We start from the raw sequence: 16,202 nt of genomic DNA on the forward strand, positions 1-16,202 counted from the left end.
CGCCATCGCTCCTGCCTCGCAGGGGCGATGGGGTCATAGCCGGTCTATCGATCTCATCCGCAGCGCGGGCCCTTCACCGTCGTCGCCGCTATCCGCGTGATCCGGCTCCCCCGTGCGGTCCCGATCCACACTTCGCCTCCCACCGGCGCCGCGACCGTCGCGAAGGAGGCCGCCACCGGCCGGGCGCAGCGTACCCGAAAGGCCACCGGGTCGATCACCGCCACCGTGGAGGGCAGCGCGCAATCGCCCTTCGCCGACATATAGCAGTCGACGACATCCGAGACGGCGCCGCGATGTCCCGCCGCGAGGATCGTGCCGTCGCCGGCCCAGCGCAGATTGTCGGGCAGGAAATCGACATCCAACGTCCGCCGGCTCGTCCCGTCCGGCCCCAAGGTCAGCTCGACGATCTCGCGCTTCGGCCAGCTGCTGACATAGAGGCGGCGGCCGTCCGGCGTCGCGACGATGCCGTTGGGACCGGCCATCTCGCTGCCCGGCACCGGCCGCCAGCCGCGGGTCGGATGCCAGGACCAGACCGCGCCCACGGCATTCTCGGCATGATCCTCGAGATCGCTGCCCTGCCGATAGTCGGGCGTCAGCGTGACATAGAGCGTGCCGCCCGCGGTGACGGCGACGCTGTTCTGCATCTGCTCCTTCGGGGCGCGGGTGCAGTCCTCCCAGCGGATATAAGGCGGCGAGGCTGGCGTGCGCCCCGGCAGGATGGTGAAGATCTCGATCGATTCCCGCTCGCCATGGTTGACCACGTAGAGCGTGCCGCCGCCGCGCGAGACCGGCCAGAAGGCGAGGCCGTGCGGCGCGAAGGCGGAAGGCTCGACCCCGCGCCCGCAGGCTGGCGTCTCATGCTCGCGCGGATCGCGGGAATCGGGATAGAGGCGCACGCTGCGCCCGGTGGCGGCGTCGACGGCGTAGAGCGCACCCGATCCTGAAGGCCCCGCCATGCTGCTCGCGATCACCCAGCGGCCACCCGGCAGCGGCGCCAGATCCTCGGCGTTGCGGATGGAGATGCCGGCCGGCGTCGGAGCCGGACGCGCGCCGATGGCGGTGCCGGCGGCGAGCAGCGCAAGCGCCGTGAGCGCGGCACGAAAACGGATCATCTGTCCCTCTCCCCTGTTCGGTGGGGCGCACATCGCCTTATCCTTCGTCATCCCGGACTTGATCCGGGATCCATTCGCCGCAGCGGTGCCGATGAGATGCAACGCTGCGGCTATTGGATCCTGACTCTCGTCAGGATGACGGTCGGAAATGGTGCAACTGCCGAGATGCGCGCATTGCCCCTCCCTGTCCCGCAGGAAAGCTAGCCCGAATCAGCCCGCGGTCAAAGCGTCGCTCAGCCAGGCGGGCAGGATGATGGCCGGATCGGTGGCGATCTCCTCGCTCCGCCGCCGTGCGACGGCGAGGCCGAGGTCGGTATACCAGATGCTTGCCGCCTCGCCCGGATCCTCGTCGGCGCGCAGCACCACCAGGCGGCGATTCACCTTCTGCCGCCAGTTCATCCGGGCGGTGTTCTCCTGGCCGACATAGCAGCCCTTGGCGAAGCTGACGCCATTGAGCTCGACCGCGTTCGCCTCCAGCCACAGCGTCTTGTCCGCGCCCAGCTCGGACACGCCCTCGGTGACGCCGAGCGACAGGCGATGCGCCCGCCAGCCCTCGGTCGGGGGGGCCGGCGGCGCGATCCAGCGGCGGCCGAGCGCGGGCAGGCGCGGATCGGAGACGCCCAGCTCGCCCTCCTTCGCCCAGTGCACGGCCAGGCTCTCGTCGCGCGCGATGGTGATCGCCCGGCGCAGCCGATAGAGGGTGAGCCGCCGGGCGAGCGCGTCGGCCTGTGTCGCCTCGCAATCGATGAGGATATCGGCGCCGTCGGCCCAGATCAGGAAATCGAACAGCGCCTTGCCCTGGGCGGTCAGCAGCCCCGCCCAGACCGGCAGGTCGCCGGCGACGTCGTTGGTGACGAGGCCCTGGAGGAAACCACGGACATCCTCGCCGGACAGACGGATCAGGGCGCGATCGGCAAGGGTGGTTCCGCTCATGAGGGGCAGATAGGGCGGGCCGCAGGGCCGAACAAGCCCGCCGGGCTCGCCATCGGCGTCCGCTTGCGGCATGGGACGGCCGGCGCCCTTTCTGGCCATCGATCGGAGTCGACATGACGCACAGCTATGACCTCCTGCTCCGCAACGGCACCGTCTGGACTCCCGGCGGGCCGGTTACCGCCGATGTCGGCGTTCGCGACGGCAGGATCGCGGAGATCGGCGTGCCCGGCGATGCCGGCGAGACGATCGATTGCACCGGCCTCACCGTCCTGCCCGGCGTGATCGACAGCCAGGTGCATTTCCGCGAGCCGGGCCTGGAGGCGAAGGAGGATCTCGAATCCGGCAGCCGCGCCGCCGTGCTGGGCGGCGTCACGGCGGTGTTCGAAATGCCGAACACCAAGCCCAATACCGACAGCGCCGACGCGCTGAACCATAAGCTGGTACGCGCGCGCGATCGGATGTGGTGCGATCATGCCTTCTATGTCGGCGCCACCTCGGCCAATGCCGAGGCGCTGGCGGAGTTCGAGATGCTGCCCGGTGCTGCGGGCGTGAAGATCTTCATGGGCGCTTCGACCGGCGACCTGCTCGTCTCGGAAGATGCCGAGCTGGAACGGGTGCTGCGCTCGGGCCGCCGGCGCGTGGCGATCCATGCCGAGGACGAGGCGCGCATGCAGGCGCGGCTGGCCGAGCGGATCGAAGGCGATCCCTCGTCCCACCCCGTGTGGCGCGACGACGAAAGTGCGATGCTGGCCACCCGGCGGATCATCGCGCTGGCCCGCAAGACCGGACGGCGCATCCACATCCTCCACGTGACCACGCCGGCCGAGCTCGAATATATTGCCGGGCACAAGGACATAGCGACCTGCGAGGTGACGCCGCAGCATCTGACCCTGGCGGGTGAGGATGCGTATCCGCGGCTCGGCAGCTACGCACAGATGAACCCGCCAATCCGCTCGGGCGCGCATCGCGACGGGTTGTGGCACTGGCTCAATCAGGGCGTGCCGGACGTGCTCGGATCGGATCATGCGCCGCACACGAAGGACGAGAAGGCCAAGCCCTATCCTGCCTCGCCGAGCGGCATGCCCGGCGTGCAGACCCTCTTGCCGCTGATGCTGGATCATGTCGCCAAGGGACGGCTCAGCCTCCAGCGGCTGATCGAGCTCACCTCGGCCGGGCCGCAGCGTGTGTTCGACCTGGTCGGCAAGGGCCGCATCGCCGCAGGCTATGACGCCGATTTCACCATCGTCGACCTCAAGGCCGAATGGACGGTGGAGGAAAGCTGGCTGGCCTCGCGCTGTGGCTGGTCGCCTTTCACGGGCATGCGGCTCACCGGCAAGCCGGTCGGCACGATCATCCGCGGCCGGCGCGTGATGTGGGAAGCCCAGCTCGCCAACCAGGCCTCGGGCCGCCCGGTGCGGTTCGCGGCGACATACCAGCCTTAGCGGCCGTTACAGCGGCATCCACTTCGACGTGCGGGTGAACTTCATATAGCCGACATTGGCGCCCAGCCGCCAGCCGACGCCCAGCCGGATCGGGATGAGCACCACGTCGCCGCGCCGCAAATAGCTCGCGGTAAAGCCGCCGACGACGTAGACATTGCCTTCAGCGGCCGGGAAACGGTGGAACAGTTCGGCACTGTCGTAGAGATTGTAGACGAGCACGAACGTCTTCGCGCCGTTCGCGCCGAGATCGAAGCCGAGCGACGGGCCCGTCCAGTAGACCGGCATGTCGCCCTCGATCTTGTGGTGCAGCGTACCCGAGCCGTAACGCAGGCCGACGACCACCGCGCCGCCCGCTTCGCGTCCGGCAATGTAGCCGTTGGGCTCGCCCTGCTCGCGCAGGATCTTCTGGAGCAGCTTGGCGAGGCCTTCGGCGCCCTTGCCGAACACGCCTTCGGCGGCATCGAGCACGTCGCCCTGCTGATAGGTCTTGTTGCCGCTGGTCGCCGCGGTCGACGAGGAGGCCGCGCCGGCTGCGTCAGTCTGCAGCGACGGCCCCGGCGGCGGGCCGTTCTCCGCCGGCATGGTGGTGCCGTAGCCCGAATCGGACGCCGGCGGCGGAGCGAAATCGCTCTGCGCAGCGCTATTGGGATCCACCGTGCGCACCTGCGCCGTGGCGGGGGCGGCGATCAGCGCGAAACTCGTCCCCAGGGCGATAGCGTTAACGAACCAAGATGACGACATGCCGACAAACCCCCGCGACCGTGATCGGCTTGGTTAAGCCCCGAGCACCTGTCGCATCAATGAACGCCGCGATGACCCGAGTCGATCTTGAGCCGGACGGCTGCGGAAAGTTCGAAAAGGGCGAGTTGATCCCGCGCCAACGCCTCGCTATAGCCGCCCGACCGGCCTTCCCGGAGACGTGGGTGAGTGGCTGAAACCAGCGGTTTGCTAAACCGCCGTACGGGGATTACCCGTACCGAGGGTTCGAATCCCTCCGTCTCCGCCAAAACCAGTTGAAATCATTAGATTTTTTCTGGTTTTTGTTGGTTCGTCCGGGTCTCCGTCCGGGTTTATGAGGCGGATTTCTGCGAACCGCTGCGACCACCCGATCAAATTCTGAGACGAGCCGCACGGCCGGCGCGCCTGGCAATGGGAAAGCGTCCGGGAATCTACGCATCTCCCAGGATTCCAAGTGAGCCTAATATCCCTTCAGCGGGAGAGTTTTCACATGGGCATTCACGACATTCTACTGCAGCTTCGCAGTGCGCCAGAGCACTCGCCGCGCTGGTCGATCGATGCGGCAATATCCCTTGCCACAACGCTCGATGCTCGACTGTCCGGTGTGGTCTGTCAGATCGTCATCCCCCGCGTATCGAACTGGCTTGCCGACAAGCTGGTGCATGCCAACACACTGATCGCGGAGGAAAATGCCAAGAGCCGGGAAAGCGCACGACATCTTCTGGATGAAATGACCACGCGAATTCCGGCCCAATCCCGTGGTGAACAGACCCTGATCGAGTGCACGGAGTTCGCCATGTCCCGCGAACTGACGAAACGCGCGCGGTCTCACGACATCACTGTCGTGCCCATCGATGAAGGGCTCGATATCGCGTTCGTGGTTCAAGACCTTGTGTTCGAGTCCGGGAGGCCGATCTACCTGCTGCCGCGAAGTGGCGGCGGTGGACATCGGCTCGACATCGTTACTGTCGCCTGGGATGGTAGCCGTGCGGCCGCCCGCGCCTTGGCCGATGCGCTCCCATTCTGCAGCCTCGCCAAGACGGTGCGTGTGGCCTGGGTGTCGGGTGATAACGATAAGACAATGTCGGGTTCCGCTGCGGATATCTGCCGCAATCTTGCGTGCCATGGGATCGAAGCGGAAGCGGTCGATATTCCCGCCGATGGCCGCGATGCCGGCACGGCGCTGCTGGCGGATTGCAAGGCTTCGGGAACTGACCTTCTGGTGATGGGCGCCTACGGCCATTCGCGCGCCCGTGAGTTTGTCCTTGGCGGCGCGACTCGCTCCGTCCTGGCATCACCGGATCTTCCCATCATATTATCGCATTGATGACGGCTGAAAGCTGGCCTGGAGACGAGCGGTGACCCTGTTCAAAGCGCTTTTTGCCAGACCTCACCGCACGGCGGGGCAGCCGCACTTTCCGGCCAATTATGACGGCACGGGATGTTGGTGGTTCGAGCGCGGCGTCTTGCCGCTCGGCGCCGCCCATGGATTCAATGTTGATCTGGTCGGCGAGATGCAATGGCAGGACAATCTGAGCGCTCTGACCGGCGGACGTTGCGAAGAGGGGCATAATTGTCATTTTCCGGCCCAGCTCGTCTTCGACGATAATTCGCGCGATCCAAATGCGCTCGGCGTGATGATCGACCACCGCGCGGTGGGCTGGGTTCCATCCGAGATATCGGCCGACCTTCGGCCGGCGATCCTGCGGCTCAATCCGGAGGGCAAGCCGGTCACTTGCAAGGCAAAGGTGATGGGAGGTTGGGACCGTGGGCCTGATGATCGCGGATATTTCGGCGTGAAGCTCAGCATTTCGATGCCAGTGAAAAGGGCCGTTCTATCCACAGCGACCGGGCCGGCCTGAGATAAGGTCCAGGATAAGTATACATACCAAGTGTCGGGCTCGCTGGTTCGACCTAGCGGTGTTCCATGGACCTGAGCAGCAGCGTGGCAGCATGACCGAGAAACTCACGCTCGCCTTTCACGGAGCCGCGCGCACGGTCACTGGCTCCTGCATGGAGTTCACACATCGGGGAAAGCGCGTCCTCGTGGACTGTGGCCTCTTCCAAGGCTCGCGTACGCTGGAGACGTTGAACCGCAGCGCATTCGCGTTCGACGCACGCCATGTCGATGCCGTCATCCTCACGCACGCGCATATCGACCACAGCGGTTTGCTGCCTCGGCTGGTGGCCGAAGGCTTTACCGGCGACATCTGGTGCACCGAGCCGACCGCCGCACTGCTCGAATTCATGCTCGCCGATGCCGGGCGCATCCAGGAGAGCGACGCCGCCCGGCGCAACCGGCGCAAGGATCGCGCCGACCTGCCGGACATCGAGCCGATATACACCGAGCAGGACGCGATGGCTGCTTGGCGACAGACGCGACCGGTAGCGCTCGAAGAATGGTTTGAACCCGTTCCCGATTTCAAGGCGCGCCTTTGGAACGCCGGGCACATATTGGGATCGGTTTCGGTCGAGCTGCAGGTCGATGGCACCCATATCCTCTGCTCAGGCGACATAGGGCCTGAGCACAAGGCCTTCCACCCCGACCCCGAGAGTCCCGCCGGCTTCGATCATGTCATCTGCGAGTCCACCTATGGAGACCGCAAGCGGGAAGACCTGACGATCGTCGATCGCCGCGCCCTGCTGGAGGAGGAAATCACCCAGGCGCTGGCCCGCGGCGGAAACCTTATCATCCCTGTGTTCGCGCTCGAACGGACGCAGGAACTGCTGCTCGACATGGCCGCGCTGATCGACGCGAAGCGTATCCGGTCCGTGCCCATCTTCGTGGATTCACCCCTGGCCAACAGGGCCACGAGCGTCTTCGCGAAATATGCGGACACACTGGAAGATACGAACGGCGAAAACATCTTCCGCAACACGGCCTTCCATTTCGTCGATGCCACCGCGGAGTCTATCCGGCTCAACAGCGTCTCGGGCGCGATCATCCTGGCCGCGTCGGGGATGTGTGAGGCGGGCCGCATCCGGCACCACCTCAAGCACAATCTGTTCAAGCGGGAAGCGACGATATTGTTCGTCGGCTTCCAGGCCGAGGGAACGCTGGGCCGGGTGATCCTCGAAGGCGCCGAGCGCGTGCGTATCTGGGGCGAGGACATCGTTGTGCGGGCGCAGATTCGCCATATCGAGACCTACTCCGCGCATGCCGACCAGGATGGCCTGCTCGCCTGGATGGAGGCTCGCCGTCCTGTTGGCGGCAGCGTCTTCCTCGGCCATGGCGAAGCCTTGTCGATCGAAACGCTGCGCCAGCTCGCCCAAACCAGGCAGATCGCACCCTCGATTCTCGTGCCAGAGATCGGAGAGGCCTATCACCTTGCGCCGGCGAAGCCCGCCGCGCGAACCAGGACCGCCGATCCGAAACTTCAGGACGTGATCGGACCCGACTGGCAAAACAGCTATGCCGATTTCGCCACCAAGCTGAAACGAGAGCTCGCGCAAATCAGCGACACAAGGGCTCGCGAGCATGCCGTCGCCGACATGCGAGCGGTGCTCGAAAGCTACAAGCATGCGCGCGCGGAACAGTCGGTTCGACGCCACGGCCACGGAAATCTCCCTGCGGCCATCGGCTGATCTGGACGGGTGAGGGTCCGGAGAATCCCGTAACGACTCCGTATCGGATGGGCGCCACCGTGTTCGTGCGGAGGTGACCCATGGACAAGTTGGAAATTCCCTATCTGCTCAAGCGAGCGTGCGCGCATCGGCTCCTTGGCCAGGTTGCGCAATGCACCGAGGCGCGGTCGATCCACCGCACATTCGTCAAGAATTACCAAGGGCTTCTCCTCACGATTCGCCGCATGCGCATGCCGCCGATCATCCGTCAGGAGACACTGAAGAAGCAACGTTTCGTTCTGCCCGACGAGATTGCAACCATGATCGCCGACAGGAAGGTGGGCTGATGCCGGACAAGAAAGAGGCTCGTAGCCATTTAACGGAGAGACTTGCCACGTTGATGTCGCAGGTTGGGCGTATCGAAGCCGAACTGGACCGACCGCTCGACGACGACTTTGCCGAACAGGCGGTCGATCGGGAGGATGACCAGGCGCTGGACACTTTGGAAAGCTCGACGCTCGCCGAGATCGAGCTGACCAGGAACGCCATCGCTCGGCTTGACGCGGGCGGCTACGGAATCTGCACAAGTTGCGGCGATGTCATTGCGGCCGAGCGGCTGAACGCATTGCCCGCGGCTGCGGAGTGCATCAGCTGTGCCAGCGCGCGCCATATCGCCAGGCCGTGAAGGAAGACCGGAGCGCGGAAGTGCTTTGCCAGCGCAAGGATGTTTTCAATTTCGTACGGCCCCCGATAACCTGCGTTTCCTCAAAACGGCGCGCGCTCGACATGATCGATGATAGATGAACACGGCCCCCCTGAGGTCGGGGAACGGCAACAGTGGAGAGATTGATTGGGGGCCACCAGCATTGACGCGATCGGAGCGATTGGCCTCTCGCTCGCCCTTGGCCTGCTGATCGGCGTCCAGCGCGGATGGACGTTGCGTAAAGAGCAGCCGGGCTCCCGCTTCGCAGGCATTCGCACATTCGGTCTGCTCGGGCTGGCAGGTGGCATGGCCGGTGCCATGCATTCAGGCGACAGCATTGTCGCAACCATCATCCTCGCAGGAGCGGCCATCCTGATCCTGCTTGGTTATGCAGAGTTAGCGCGGCGTAGTGGCAAGGTCAGTGGGACAGCGAGTTTGGTGGGCCTGCTGACCCTCGGCTGCGGGTATCTTGCGACGACCCAGCAAGCGATGCTCGCCACGATCATCGCTGTCGTGATCACCTTGGTACTGGCCTTGCGCCCGCAGCTTCACGGCTGGGTCGAGAGGTTGAGCGAAGCCGAAGTGAACGCGATCGCGCGGTTCGCCCTGATAGCCATGGTTATCCTGCCGCTGCTTCCAGATCGTACCTATGGCCCCTTCGATGCCTGGAACCCGCGTCAGCTATGGATGGTCGTCGTGATGGTGTCGGGCTTCTCGTTTGCCGGCTATGTTGCCAGCAAGCGGTTGGGGGCATCGCGCGGCACGATCGCGACGGCGGGTGCCGGAGCAATGGTTTCGTCGACCGCGGTGACGGCGGCCCTGGCCACCAAGCTACGCAATATCGACGAGAGCGCTCCCATTCTCATCGCCGGAATCGCAACCGCCTCGACGGTCATGTTTCTGCGCGTACTCGTCCTGGTGGCGGTGCTCACACCCTTTGCATTTCCCACGCTAGCGCTGCTTGTCGTTCCCGCCGCGCTCGTGAGTGCGCTGGCGGCGCTCTGGCACCTGCGCATTGCGATGCGGCGTCCGGCCCGGCCGACCGAGGAAGTCGCGGTACGCAACCCATTCGACATCCTGCCAGCCCTCACCCTGATGGCGCTGGTGATGGTACTCTCGCTGGTCTTGCGCTGGGTGTTGCGTAAGTTCGGCGATGCCGGGCTTGCGACCGTGCTTGCCCTATCCGGCATAGTCGACGTCGATTCCGCCATCATCACCATGGGCGGGTTGCCGTCCGGAACACTTGATGCGCGAACCGCAGGCCTCGTGCTCGCAGCGCCCGTCATGCTCAACACGCTCTTCAAGGCAGGAGCGGCGATCAGCCTCGCTGGCTGGACCAGGGGCTGGCAAGCCGCTTTGCCGCTCGTGGCAAGCGTCGCCGCCGGCCTGCTCATGCTGCCGATCGTGCTGCGTCAGGCTGGCTCGTGAGGGCACATCTTGCTTCGGCGGCGCGGCCGCATCTGGCGGCGACATTCGAGCACCATGCGCAATGCCATGATATACGCGAACGGGGATATCGATGTTGAAGATCAGGCGCGTGGCAGTCGATACCTATCCTGAAAACACAGCATTCCTGCTACGCTCGGCCGACGGCTATGGCGCGGAGCAGTTTCAAGCCATGCGCAAGATCGAGATCGCCGGAGGCGTCAGCGGCATTCTCGCAACGCTGGCGATCTGCGACGATCCGCATATCGTCGGCGACGGCGAAATCGGCCTGGGCGAGCAGGCCTTCCGACGACTTGGGCTGGCCGAAGGCGAGAGCGTCTCGATCGCGCAGGCCAAGCCGCCCCGCAGCCTGGAGGCCGTCCGGCGCAAGATCGGCGGCGATGTTCTCAGCGACAGCGAGATCGCTGCCATCATCACCGATGTCGCGGCCTATCGTTACTCGCCGATGGAGATTGGCGCTTTTCTGGTGGCCTGCGCCGGCTTCATGACGACCCAGGAAACACTCGCGTTGACCCGCGCCATGGCCGATGCCGGCGACCGCTTTGACTGGCATGCTCCGCTGGTGGTCGACAAGCATTGCATCGGCGGCATCCCGGGAAATCGCACGTCAATGATCGTCGTGCCGATTGTCGCGGCGCACGGTCTCATCATGCCCAAGACATCGTCGCGCGCGATCACCTCGCCATCCGGGACAGCCGACACAATGGAGGTGCTTGCAAACGTCGATCTGTCGGCGGAACGCATGCGGGCCATCGTCGCGACCGAAAAGGCCGTCCTTGCCTGGGGCGGGCGGATGAACCTGTCCCCGGCCGACGACGTGCTGATCTCCGTCGAGCGGCCACTCCGCATCGACACGTTTGAACAGATGGTCGCATCGATTCTGTCCAAGAAGCTCGCCGCCGGTTCCACCCATATGGTGATCGACATTCCAGTGGGTCCCACCGCCAAGGTCCGTTCGCAGGGCGAAGCCGTGCGACTACGCAAGCTCTTTGAGTATGTCGCGCACAAGGTCGGACTGACGGTCGATGTCGTGCTGACGGACGGCTCGCAACCGATCGGACGCGGCATCGGGCCGGTGCTGGAGGCCCGCGACGTGATGGCCGTGCTGCGTAACGATGCGGACGCCCCCGATGACCTGCGTGAGCGGGCGCTGCTGCTGGCCGGACGCGTGCTCGATTTCGACCCGGATCTGAAGGGTGGGCGCGGTTATGCGCGGGCGCTCGACCTGCTGGCATCGGGAAAGGCGTTGGCGGCAATGGAACGCCTCGTTGCGGCGCAAGGCGCGCAGACCCAGACGTTCCGTCCGGGCGCGCTGCGCAGCGAAATCCTCGCGGACGAGGACGGCTCGGTCGCTGCGATCGACTGTCACCTGATCGCGCGCATCGCCCGGCTGGCAGGCGCGCCGATGGACAAGGGCGCGGGCATCGATTTGCTGTGCAAGATCGGTGACAGGGTTCGCAGGGGCGCGCCGCTTTACCGGATCCACGCGCAATCGGAGACCGGCCTGCGCTTTGCCTGCGATCTGGCGGCCGAGGGCTCGGGCTACCGGCTGCTGTCATGATCGCGACGATCCATCATTTCGCCGAATCTCGCCAGGCGGCTCACCGCCTCGCCGACCTCCTCGGTATCAACTGCCAGGCGGTCAACGTCCGTCGCTTTCCCGATGGCGAAAGCCTCGTCCGGGTTGAGGATACGCAGCGCACCGCAATCCTCTATCGCTCGCTCGACCATCCCAACGAGAAACTGGTCGAACTGATGCTGGCGGCTTCGGCCCTGCGGGACCGCGGCGCGAGCCGCATCGTCCTGGTTGCACCCTATCTCGGCTATATGCGCCAGGACATCGCGTTCCAGCCTGGCGAAGCAGTCAGCCAGAAAGTGATCGGCACGCTGCTCGCGGCGCATTTCGACATGCTGGTGACGGTCGATCCGCATCTCCACCGAACCGCCTCGTTAGCGGCAGTTGCCCCGGGGATCGATGCAGTCGCAGTGTCGGCTGCGGAGACATTGGTCGAATTGCTCCGGCCGGAGATAACATCAGCCGTCATGCTGATCGGCCCGGACGCTGAATCCCGGCCCTGGGTCGAAACCGTCGCCGCTCCATTGGGTCTCCAGGTCCTGGTCGGTGAAAAGCGGCGGCTCGGCGATCGTCATGTCCAATTGGAGATAGCCGGTATCGAGCGGGTGCAGGGGCGGACCGTGGTGCTGATCGACGATCTCATCTCGAGCGGTGGCACCCTGGTGCGATGCGCCGAACTGCTCCACGCCGCTGGCGCAACACGCATCGAGGCGGTCGCCACACATTGTCTGGCCAGTCCTCACGATCTCGCGAAACTCGCTGCTGCGGGGGTGGCGCGAGTTCGGTCCACCGATACCGTGGCAGGCCCAACCGCAAGCGTCGCTATCGCGCCAGCCCTTGCCGCAGCGCTTGTGCGATGGGCCCCGACCGCCGCGCAGTGAAAAGAATTGCCGCCGCGCCTGTGCCCGTAAACTCGGCGGGCAGCGCGAACCGTCAGGGCCGAACCGCGACCTTCAACACACCATCCCGCTGGTTGGAGAAAAGTTCATACGCGCTCTCGATGTCGTCGAGCGCGAAACGGTGAGTGACAAGGGCCCCGGTGTCCACGCGCCCTGAAGCCACGACGTCCATCAGCCGCCGCATCCGTTCCTTGCCGCCCGGGCAGAGCGTAGTGACGATCCGGTTGTCGCCGAGGCCCGCGGAAAAGGCATCGATCGGGATGCGAAGATCCTCCGAATACACGCCGAGCGAGGAGAGCGTGCCGCCCGGCCGCAGCACGCGCAAGGCTGCCTCGAAAGTGGCCTGCCGCCCAAGCGCCTCGATCGAGACATCGACTCCGCGGCCGTCGGTGATCCTGCGAATTTCATCGACCGGGTCGACCTTGCTGAAGTCGACGACATGATCCGCCCCCATCGCGCGGGCAATCGCCAGCCTTTCGGGCAGGGTATCGACCGCAATGATGGTGGTCGCGCCCATCAACTTTGCGCCAGCGGTGGCGCACAGGCCGATAGGCCCCTGCGCGAATATGGCGACCGTGTCGCCGATACGGATGCGGCCCGATTCTGCGCCGCTGAATCCGGTCGAGAGGATGTCCGGGCACATCAGCACCTGCTCGTCGGTGAGGCCGTCGGGCACCGGCGAGAGGTTGGCCATCGCATCGGGCACGAGCAGGTACTCCGCTTGCGCACCGTCGATCGTATTGCCGAATCGCCAACCTCCCATCGCTTTCCAACCATGATCATGTGCGCCGCCGCATTGCGAGTGGAAGCCACACAGAGATGCATTCGAGGTGCCCGACGGCGTGATCGCGCCGGCGATCACGCGCTGACCCTCGCGATAGCCGACGACCGCCGAGCCGAGCTTTTCAATGATGCCGACCGGCTCGTGTCCCACCGTCAGGCCCCGCGCAACGGGATATTCGCCCCTTAGGATATGGACGTCAGTCCCGCAGATCGTGGTGGTCGTCACTCGGATGAGCGCATCCAAAGGCCCGACATCCGGCACCGGTTTTTCCCCCAGGATGATTCGACCGGGTTCGAGGAAAATGGCGGCTTTCATCTTCAGTGCCATGAGTCAGGCCTCCATCGACGCGGACGAACCGCACATTGGCTTATGTCCAACGCCACCCCGGGGTCTCTACGTGACGTTGCGTAGCCCTTGGTCTGCGCTTCCACACTTCCCAGCACGCCGTGAGACTACGTATGCCCGGCTGCTGAGCGAAGCGGTAAGCCATCCCTCAACAAAGAGGATTCGAACTTTTCGGTCCCTTCCACATCTTGTGAATTGCAGCGCCAGCCGGCGGCGGGCGTCCCCGCAGTGAAGAGGATCAAGCCACGTCATGAACGACAGTTCGCTGACCAGCGTCCCACAATTTCTGGTCGAGCCCACCCGTTTCCTGTTCTTCACGGGCAAAGGAGGCGTGGGCAAGACATCGATCGCAAGCGCAGCCGCCCTTTCGCTTGCCGATCGCGGCAAATCGGTCCTTCTCGTCAGTACCGACCCTGCCTCCAATCTCGACGAAATACTGGTCGTACCCTTGACCAATCAGCCGGTCGCGGTGCCAAATGCTGTCGGTCTGGACGTCCTGAACATCGATCCGACCGTCGCGGCAGAAGCTTATCGCACGCGCGTGCTTGCTCAGATGGAGGCCAATGCGAGCGCTAAGGAACGGGATACGGTTCGTGAGCAGCTTTCGGGTGCCTGTACGACCGAGATTGCGGCATTCGACGAATTCGTCGGCCGCCTTGCCGATGCTGACGGCACCTATGATCACATCATCTTCGACACCGCGCCGACGGGGCATACGCTGCGACTGCTCAGCTTGCCCAAGGCGTGGAGCGGGTTCCTCGCGGAGAATGACCAGGGCGCCTCGTGCCTGGGACCGCACTCGGGACTCAAGACGCAGGAGGAGCGCTTCAGAAAAGCCATGGCGAGGTTGTGCGATCCGGCAGCCACAACCGTCATACTCGTGACGCGCCCGGAGCGCGGCGCGATCGCCGAAGCGGGCCGAACCTCGACGGAGTTGGCGGTGCTGGGGCTCAGCAACCAGCATCTTGTTGTGAACGGCCTGTTCCGCGCCAGCGACCCATCCGATGCGACAGCGGCATCGCTGGAGGCGCAGGGACAGCAGGCGCTGGCAGAGATGCCAGCCGTGCTCCGAAAGCTTCCACGCGACGACATACCGCTGCGCCCCTTCGAGATGATGGGGCTGGACGCTCTGCGTTCAGTCCTATGTTCTGGCCAATTGTCGGGGAGCCTTGGCGGATCCGCCGTCCCTGCGCCCTGGGTCGGCGACTTGCCCGGCCTCGATCGACTTATCGACCTGCTCGCAGCGGACGGCAAAGGGCTGATCATGGTGATGGGAAAAGGCGGCGTGGGCAAGACGACCATCGCCGCCGCCATAGCGCTAGGTCTCGTCGAGCGTGGCCACGGCGTGCATCTCAGTACCACTGACCCCGCCGCTCACCTGGCAATGACGATGACCGGGAATGTCGCCGGGCTTCGCGTCGACCGAATCGACCCCAAAGCGGAAACCGAGCGGTACATCGCCAAGATCATGGAGCAGAAGGGCGGCACGCTCGATGCGCAGGGCAAGGCCCTGCTGCGCGAGGATTTGGCATCGCCTTGCACGGAGGAAGTCGCCGTCTTCCATGCCTTCTCGCATATCGTCACCGAGGCGCGCAGTGCGTTTGTCGTGCTGGACACGGCCCCGACCGGTCACAGCCTTCTGCTCATGGATGCCACCGGTGCCTATCACCGACAAATGACACGGCAATCGACCTTGCACGACCTTGCCGGCCGCATCACCACGCCGCTGATGAGGCTCCAGGATCCCCACTATACGCATATCCTGCTGGTTACCCTTGCCGAGACCACACCTGTCTCGCAGGCCAGCGCATTGCAGGACGATTTGCGGCGCGCGCAAATCGAGCCTTTTGCCTGGATCATCAACAAGAGCCTGCTGGCTGCTGGCTCGAGCGACCCTCTGCTGCGCCAACGGCTCAGCGGTGAGCTGAAGCAGGTCGATCGCATACGCGGATCTATGGCAAAGCGACTATTCTTCGTACCCTGGCAAGCCACGCCGCCGGTGGGCGTCCCCGCGCTCGCACAGCTCGCCCACGACGGTGCTCCCCACAGCAATCAACCGTCGCGGCCCGGTGAGGTTGTGTAGCGCGCCGAGCCGTGATCTCTACGGCGAAGATTAGCCGGGAGGCAGGTGCTGGTTGACCCAACTGGTGATGGCGCGTTGATCCATAGCGCCGGCACTGCGCGCGATCTCCCGTCCGCCTGAAAACAGGATGAGCGTTGGAATCGACCGAATCGCGAACCGGGCGGCAACCGCCTGGTCTGCTTCGGTGTCGACCTTCAGCAAACGCACTCGCGGCTCGAGACTCTTCGCCGTAGCGGCAAAGGCCGGAGCCATCGCCCTGCATGGACCGCACCAGCTTGCCCAGAAATCGACGAGGACGGGTAGCGAACCGGCCATCACATGGCGATCGAATGCCTGGCCATTTACGGCAACCGGCACACCTTGAAACAGCACCTGGCTGCAGCGCCCGCATTTCGGGCTTTCCGAGATGCGGGTGGCGGGAACACGATTTGCCGTCGCGCAGGAGGGGCAGATGATGACGGCAGGATCAGCCAACGCTGCATTCATCTCGCAATTCTCTGTAATTGCTGTGCCTTGCCCGCCTCCAAGGGAAGGCCCGGAGTCATTCCCTTCGGGCGCACCGGAAGCCATGTGGCCC

General features: G+C 64.8%; 15 protein-coding genes and 1 tRNA gene. 11 read left to right on the plus strand and 5 right to left on the minus strand.

Annotated features, from left to right (window positions below; translation table 11 throughout):
• Window positions 1-53: 53 nt before the first annotated feature.
• Window positions 54-1,112, minus strand: a complete 1,059-nt coding sequence (locus GQY20_RS01415) for an SMP-30/gluconolactonase/LRE family protein (RefSeq protein ID WP_157215254.1) — start codon at window positions 1,110-1,112, stop codon at window positions 54-56.
• A 210-nt stretch (window positions 1,113-1,322) separates the two neighbouring features.
• The gene (ygfZ, locus tag GQY20_RS01420) at window positions 1,323-2,045 is read right to left on the minus strand and encodes a CAF17-like 4Fe-4S cluster assembly/insertion protein YgfZ (RefSeq protein ID WP_157216100.1); all 723 of its coding nucleotides are present in this window, start codon (window positions 2,043-2,045) and stop codon (window positions 1,323-1,325) included.
• Window positions 2,046-2,158: 113 nt separating this feature from the next.
• On the opposite strand from ygfZ, the gene GQY20_RS01425 reads away from it, so the two are divergent.
• Window positions 2,159-3,487 (plus strand): dihydroorotase, encoded by a 1,329-nt coding sequence (locus GQY20_RS01425; RefSeq protein ID WP_157215255.1) that lies wholly within the window; start codon window positions 2,159-2,161, stop codon window positions 3,485-3,487.
• 6 nt (window positions 3,488-3,493) lie between these two features.
• Here the strand turns inward: GQY20_RS01425 and GQY20_RS01430 are convergent, their stop codons facing one another.
• Entirely contained in the window at window positions 3,494-4,228 is a 735-nt protein-coding gene (locus tag GQY20_RS01430) for a DUF1134 domain-containing protein (protein WP_157215256.1), read from the minus strand.
• 172 nt (window positions 4,229-4,400) lie between these two features.
• On the opposite strand from GQY20_RS01430, the gene GQY20_RS01435 reads away from it, so the two are divergent.
• The 9 genes from GQY20_RS01435 to GQY20_RS01475 all read left to right on the plus strand — a co-directional run bounded on the left by GQY20_RS01435 (window position 4,401) and on the right by GQY20_RS01475 (window position 12,395).
• A tRNA-Ser gene (locus GQY20_RS01435) sits at window positions 4,401-4,493 on the plus strand.
• A gap of 222 nt (window positions 4,494-4,715) precedes the next feature.
• Window positions 4,716-5,552, plus strand: a complete 837-nt coding sequence (locus GQY20_RS01440; RefSeq protein WP_157215257.1) for a universal stress protein — start codon at window positions 4,716-4,718, stop codon at window positions 5,550-5,552.
• A gap of 31 nt (window positions 5,553-5,583) precedes the next feature.
• Entirely contained in the window at window positions 5,584-6,087 is a 504-nt protein-coding gene (locus tag GQY20_RS01445) for a hypothetical protein (protein WP_157215258.1), read from the plus strand.
• Window positions 6,088-6,178: 91 nt separating this feature from the next.
• Window positions 6,179-7,810, plus strand: a complete 1,632-nt coding sequence (locus GQY20_RS01450; protein ID WP_157215259.1) for an MBL fold metallo-hydrolase — start codon at window positions 6,179-6,181, stop codon at window positions 7,808-7,810.
• Between the two features lie 80 nt (window positions 7,811-7,890).
• On the plus strand, window positions 7,891-8,136 hold the full coding sequence (locus tag GQY20_RS01455) for a hypothetical protein (protein WP_157215260.1): 246 nt from the start codon (window positions 7,891-7,893) through the stop codon (window positions 8,134-8,136).
• Window positions 8,136-8,474 (plus strand): TraR/DksA family transcriptional regulator, encoded by a 339-nt coding sequence (locus tag GQY20_RS01460; RefSeq protein ID WP_157215261.1) that lies wholly within the window; start codon window positions 8,136-8,138, stop codon window positions 8,472-8,474. The genes GQY20_RS01455 and GQY20_RS01460 overlap by 1 nt, the downstream gene beginning before the upstream one ends.
• A gap of 165 nt (window positions 8,475-8,639) precedes the next feature.
• Window positions 8,640-9,920, plus strand: coding sequence for an MgtC/SapB family protein (locus GQY20_RS01465; protein WP_157215262.1), 1,281 nt, complete (start codon window positions 8,640-8,642; stop codon window positions 9,918-9,920).
• Window positions 9,921-10,011: 91 nt separating this feature from the next.
• Window positions 10,012-11,499, plus strand: a complete 1,488-nt coding sequence (locus GQY20_RS01470; protein WP_157215263.1) for a thymidine phosphorylase family protein — start codon at window positions 10,012-10,014, stop codon at window positions 11,497-11,499.
• Window positions 11,496-12,395 (plus strand): ribose-phosphate diphosphokinase, encoded by a 900-nt coding sequence (locus GQY20_RS01475; RefSeq protein WP_157215264.1) that lies wholly within the window; start codon window positions 11,496-11,498, stop codon window positions 12,393-12,395. Before GQY20_RS01470 ends, GQY20_RS01475 begins: the two co-directional genes overlap by 4 nt.
• Window positions 12,396-12,447: 52 nt before the next feature.
• On the opposite strand, the gene GQY20_RS01480 is transcribed toward GQY20_RS01475, so the two are convergent.
• A complete protein-coding gene (locus tag GQY20_RS01480; RefSeq protein WP_157215265.1) occupies window positions 12,448-13,524 on the minus strand; it encodes an NAD(P)-dependent alcohol dehydrogenase in 1,077 nt (358 codons plus the stop codon).
• 268 nt (window positions 13,525-13,792) lie between these two features.
• On the opposite strand from GQY20_RS01480, the gene arsA reads away from it, so the two are divergent.
• Window positions 13,793-15,625, plus strand: coding sequence for an arsenical pump-driving ATPase (gene arsA, locus GQY20_RS01485; protein ID WP_157215266.1), 1,833 nt, complete (start codon window positions 13,793-13,795; stop codon window positions 15,623-15,625).
• A 30-nt stretch (window positions 15,626-15,655) separates the two neighbouring features.
• Here arsA and trxC read toward each other — a convergent pair whose 3' ends face one another.
• A complete protein-coding gene (trxC, locus tag GQY20_RS01490) occupies window positions 15,656-16,111 on the minus strand; it encodes a thioredoxin TrxC (protein ID WP_198350805.1) in 456 nt (151 codons plus the stop codon).
• Window positions 16,112-16,202: the final 91 nt, after the last annotated feature.

It is taken from the genome of Flavisphingomonas formosensis (assembly GCF_009755815.1).
In the GTDB taxonomy this organism is placed as follows: domain Bacteria; phylum Pseudomonadota; class Alphaproteobacteria; order Sphingomonadales; family Sphingomonadaceae; genus Flavisphingomonas; species Flavisphingomonas formosensis.

Coding starts and splice junctions, on each gene's coding strand:
- GQY20_RS01475 (WP_157215264.1), top strand. CDS start 11,496: ATGATCGCGACGATCCATCATTTCGCCGAATCTCGCCAGGCGGCTCAC.
- trxC (WP_198350805.1), bottom strand. CDS start 16,111: ATGAATGCAGCGTTGGCTGATCCTGCCGTCATCATCTGCCCCTCCTGC.
- GQY20_RS01455 (WP_157215260.1), top strand. CDS start 7,891: ATGGACAAGTTGGAAATTCCCTATCTGCTCAAGCGAGCGTGCGCGCAT.
- GQY20_RS01415 (WP_157215254.1), bottom strand. CDS start 1,112: ATGATCCGTTTTCGTGCCGCGCTCACGGCGCTTGCGCTGCTCGCCGCC.
- GQY20_RS01470 (WP_157215263.1), top strand. CDS start 10,012: ATGTTGAAGATCAGGCGCGTGGCAGTCGATACCTATCCTGAAAACACA.
- GQY20_RS01430 (WP_157215256.1), bottom strand. CDS start 4,228: ATGTCGTCATCTTGGTTCGTTAACGCTATCGCCCTGGGGACGAGTTTC.
- arsA (WP_157215266.1), top strand. CDS start 13,793: ATGAACGACAGTTCGCTGACCAGCGTCCCACAATTTCTGGTCGAGCCC.
- ygfZ (WP_157216100.1), bottom strand. CDS start 2,045: ATGAGCGGAACCACCCTTGCCGATCGCGCCCTGATCCGTCTGTCCGGC.
- GQY20_RS01460 (WP_157215261.1), top strand. CDS start 8,136: ATGCCGGACAAGAAAGAGGCTCGTAGCCATTTAACGGAGAGACTTGCC.
- GQY20_RS01480 (WP_157215265.1), bottom strand. CDS start 13,524: ATGGCACTGAAGATGAAAGCCGCCATTTTCCTCGAACCCGGTCGAATC.
- GQY20_RS01425 (WP_157215255.1), top strand. CDS start 2,159: ATGACGCACAGCTATGACCTCCTGCTCCGCAACGGCACCGTCTGGACT.
- GQY20_RS01450 (WP_157215259.1), top strand. CDS start 6,179: ATGACCGAGAAACTCACGCTCGCCTTTCACGGAGCCGCGCGCACGGTC.
- GQY20_RS01440 (WP_157215257.1), top strand. CDS start 4,716: ATGGGCATTCACGACATTCTACTGCAGCTTCGCAGTGCGCCAGAGCAC.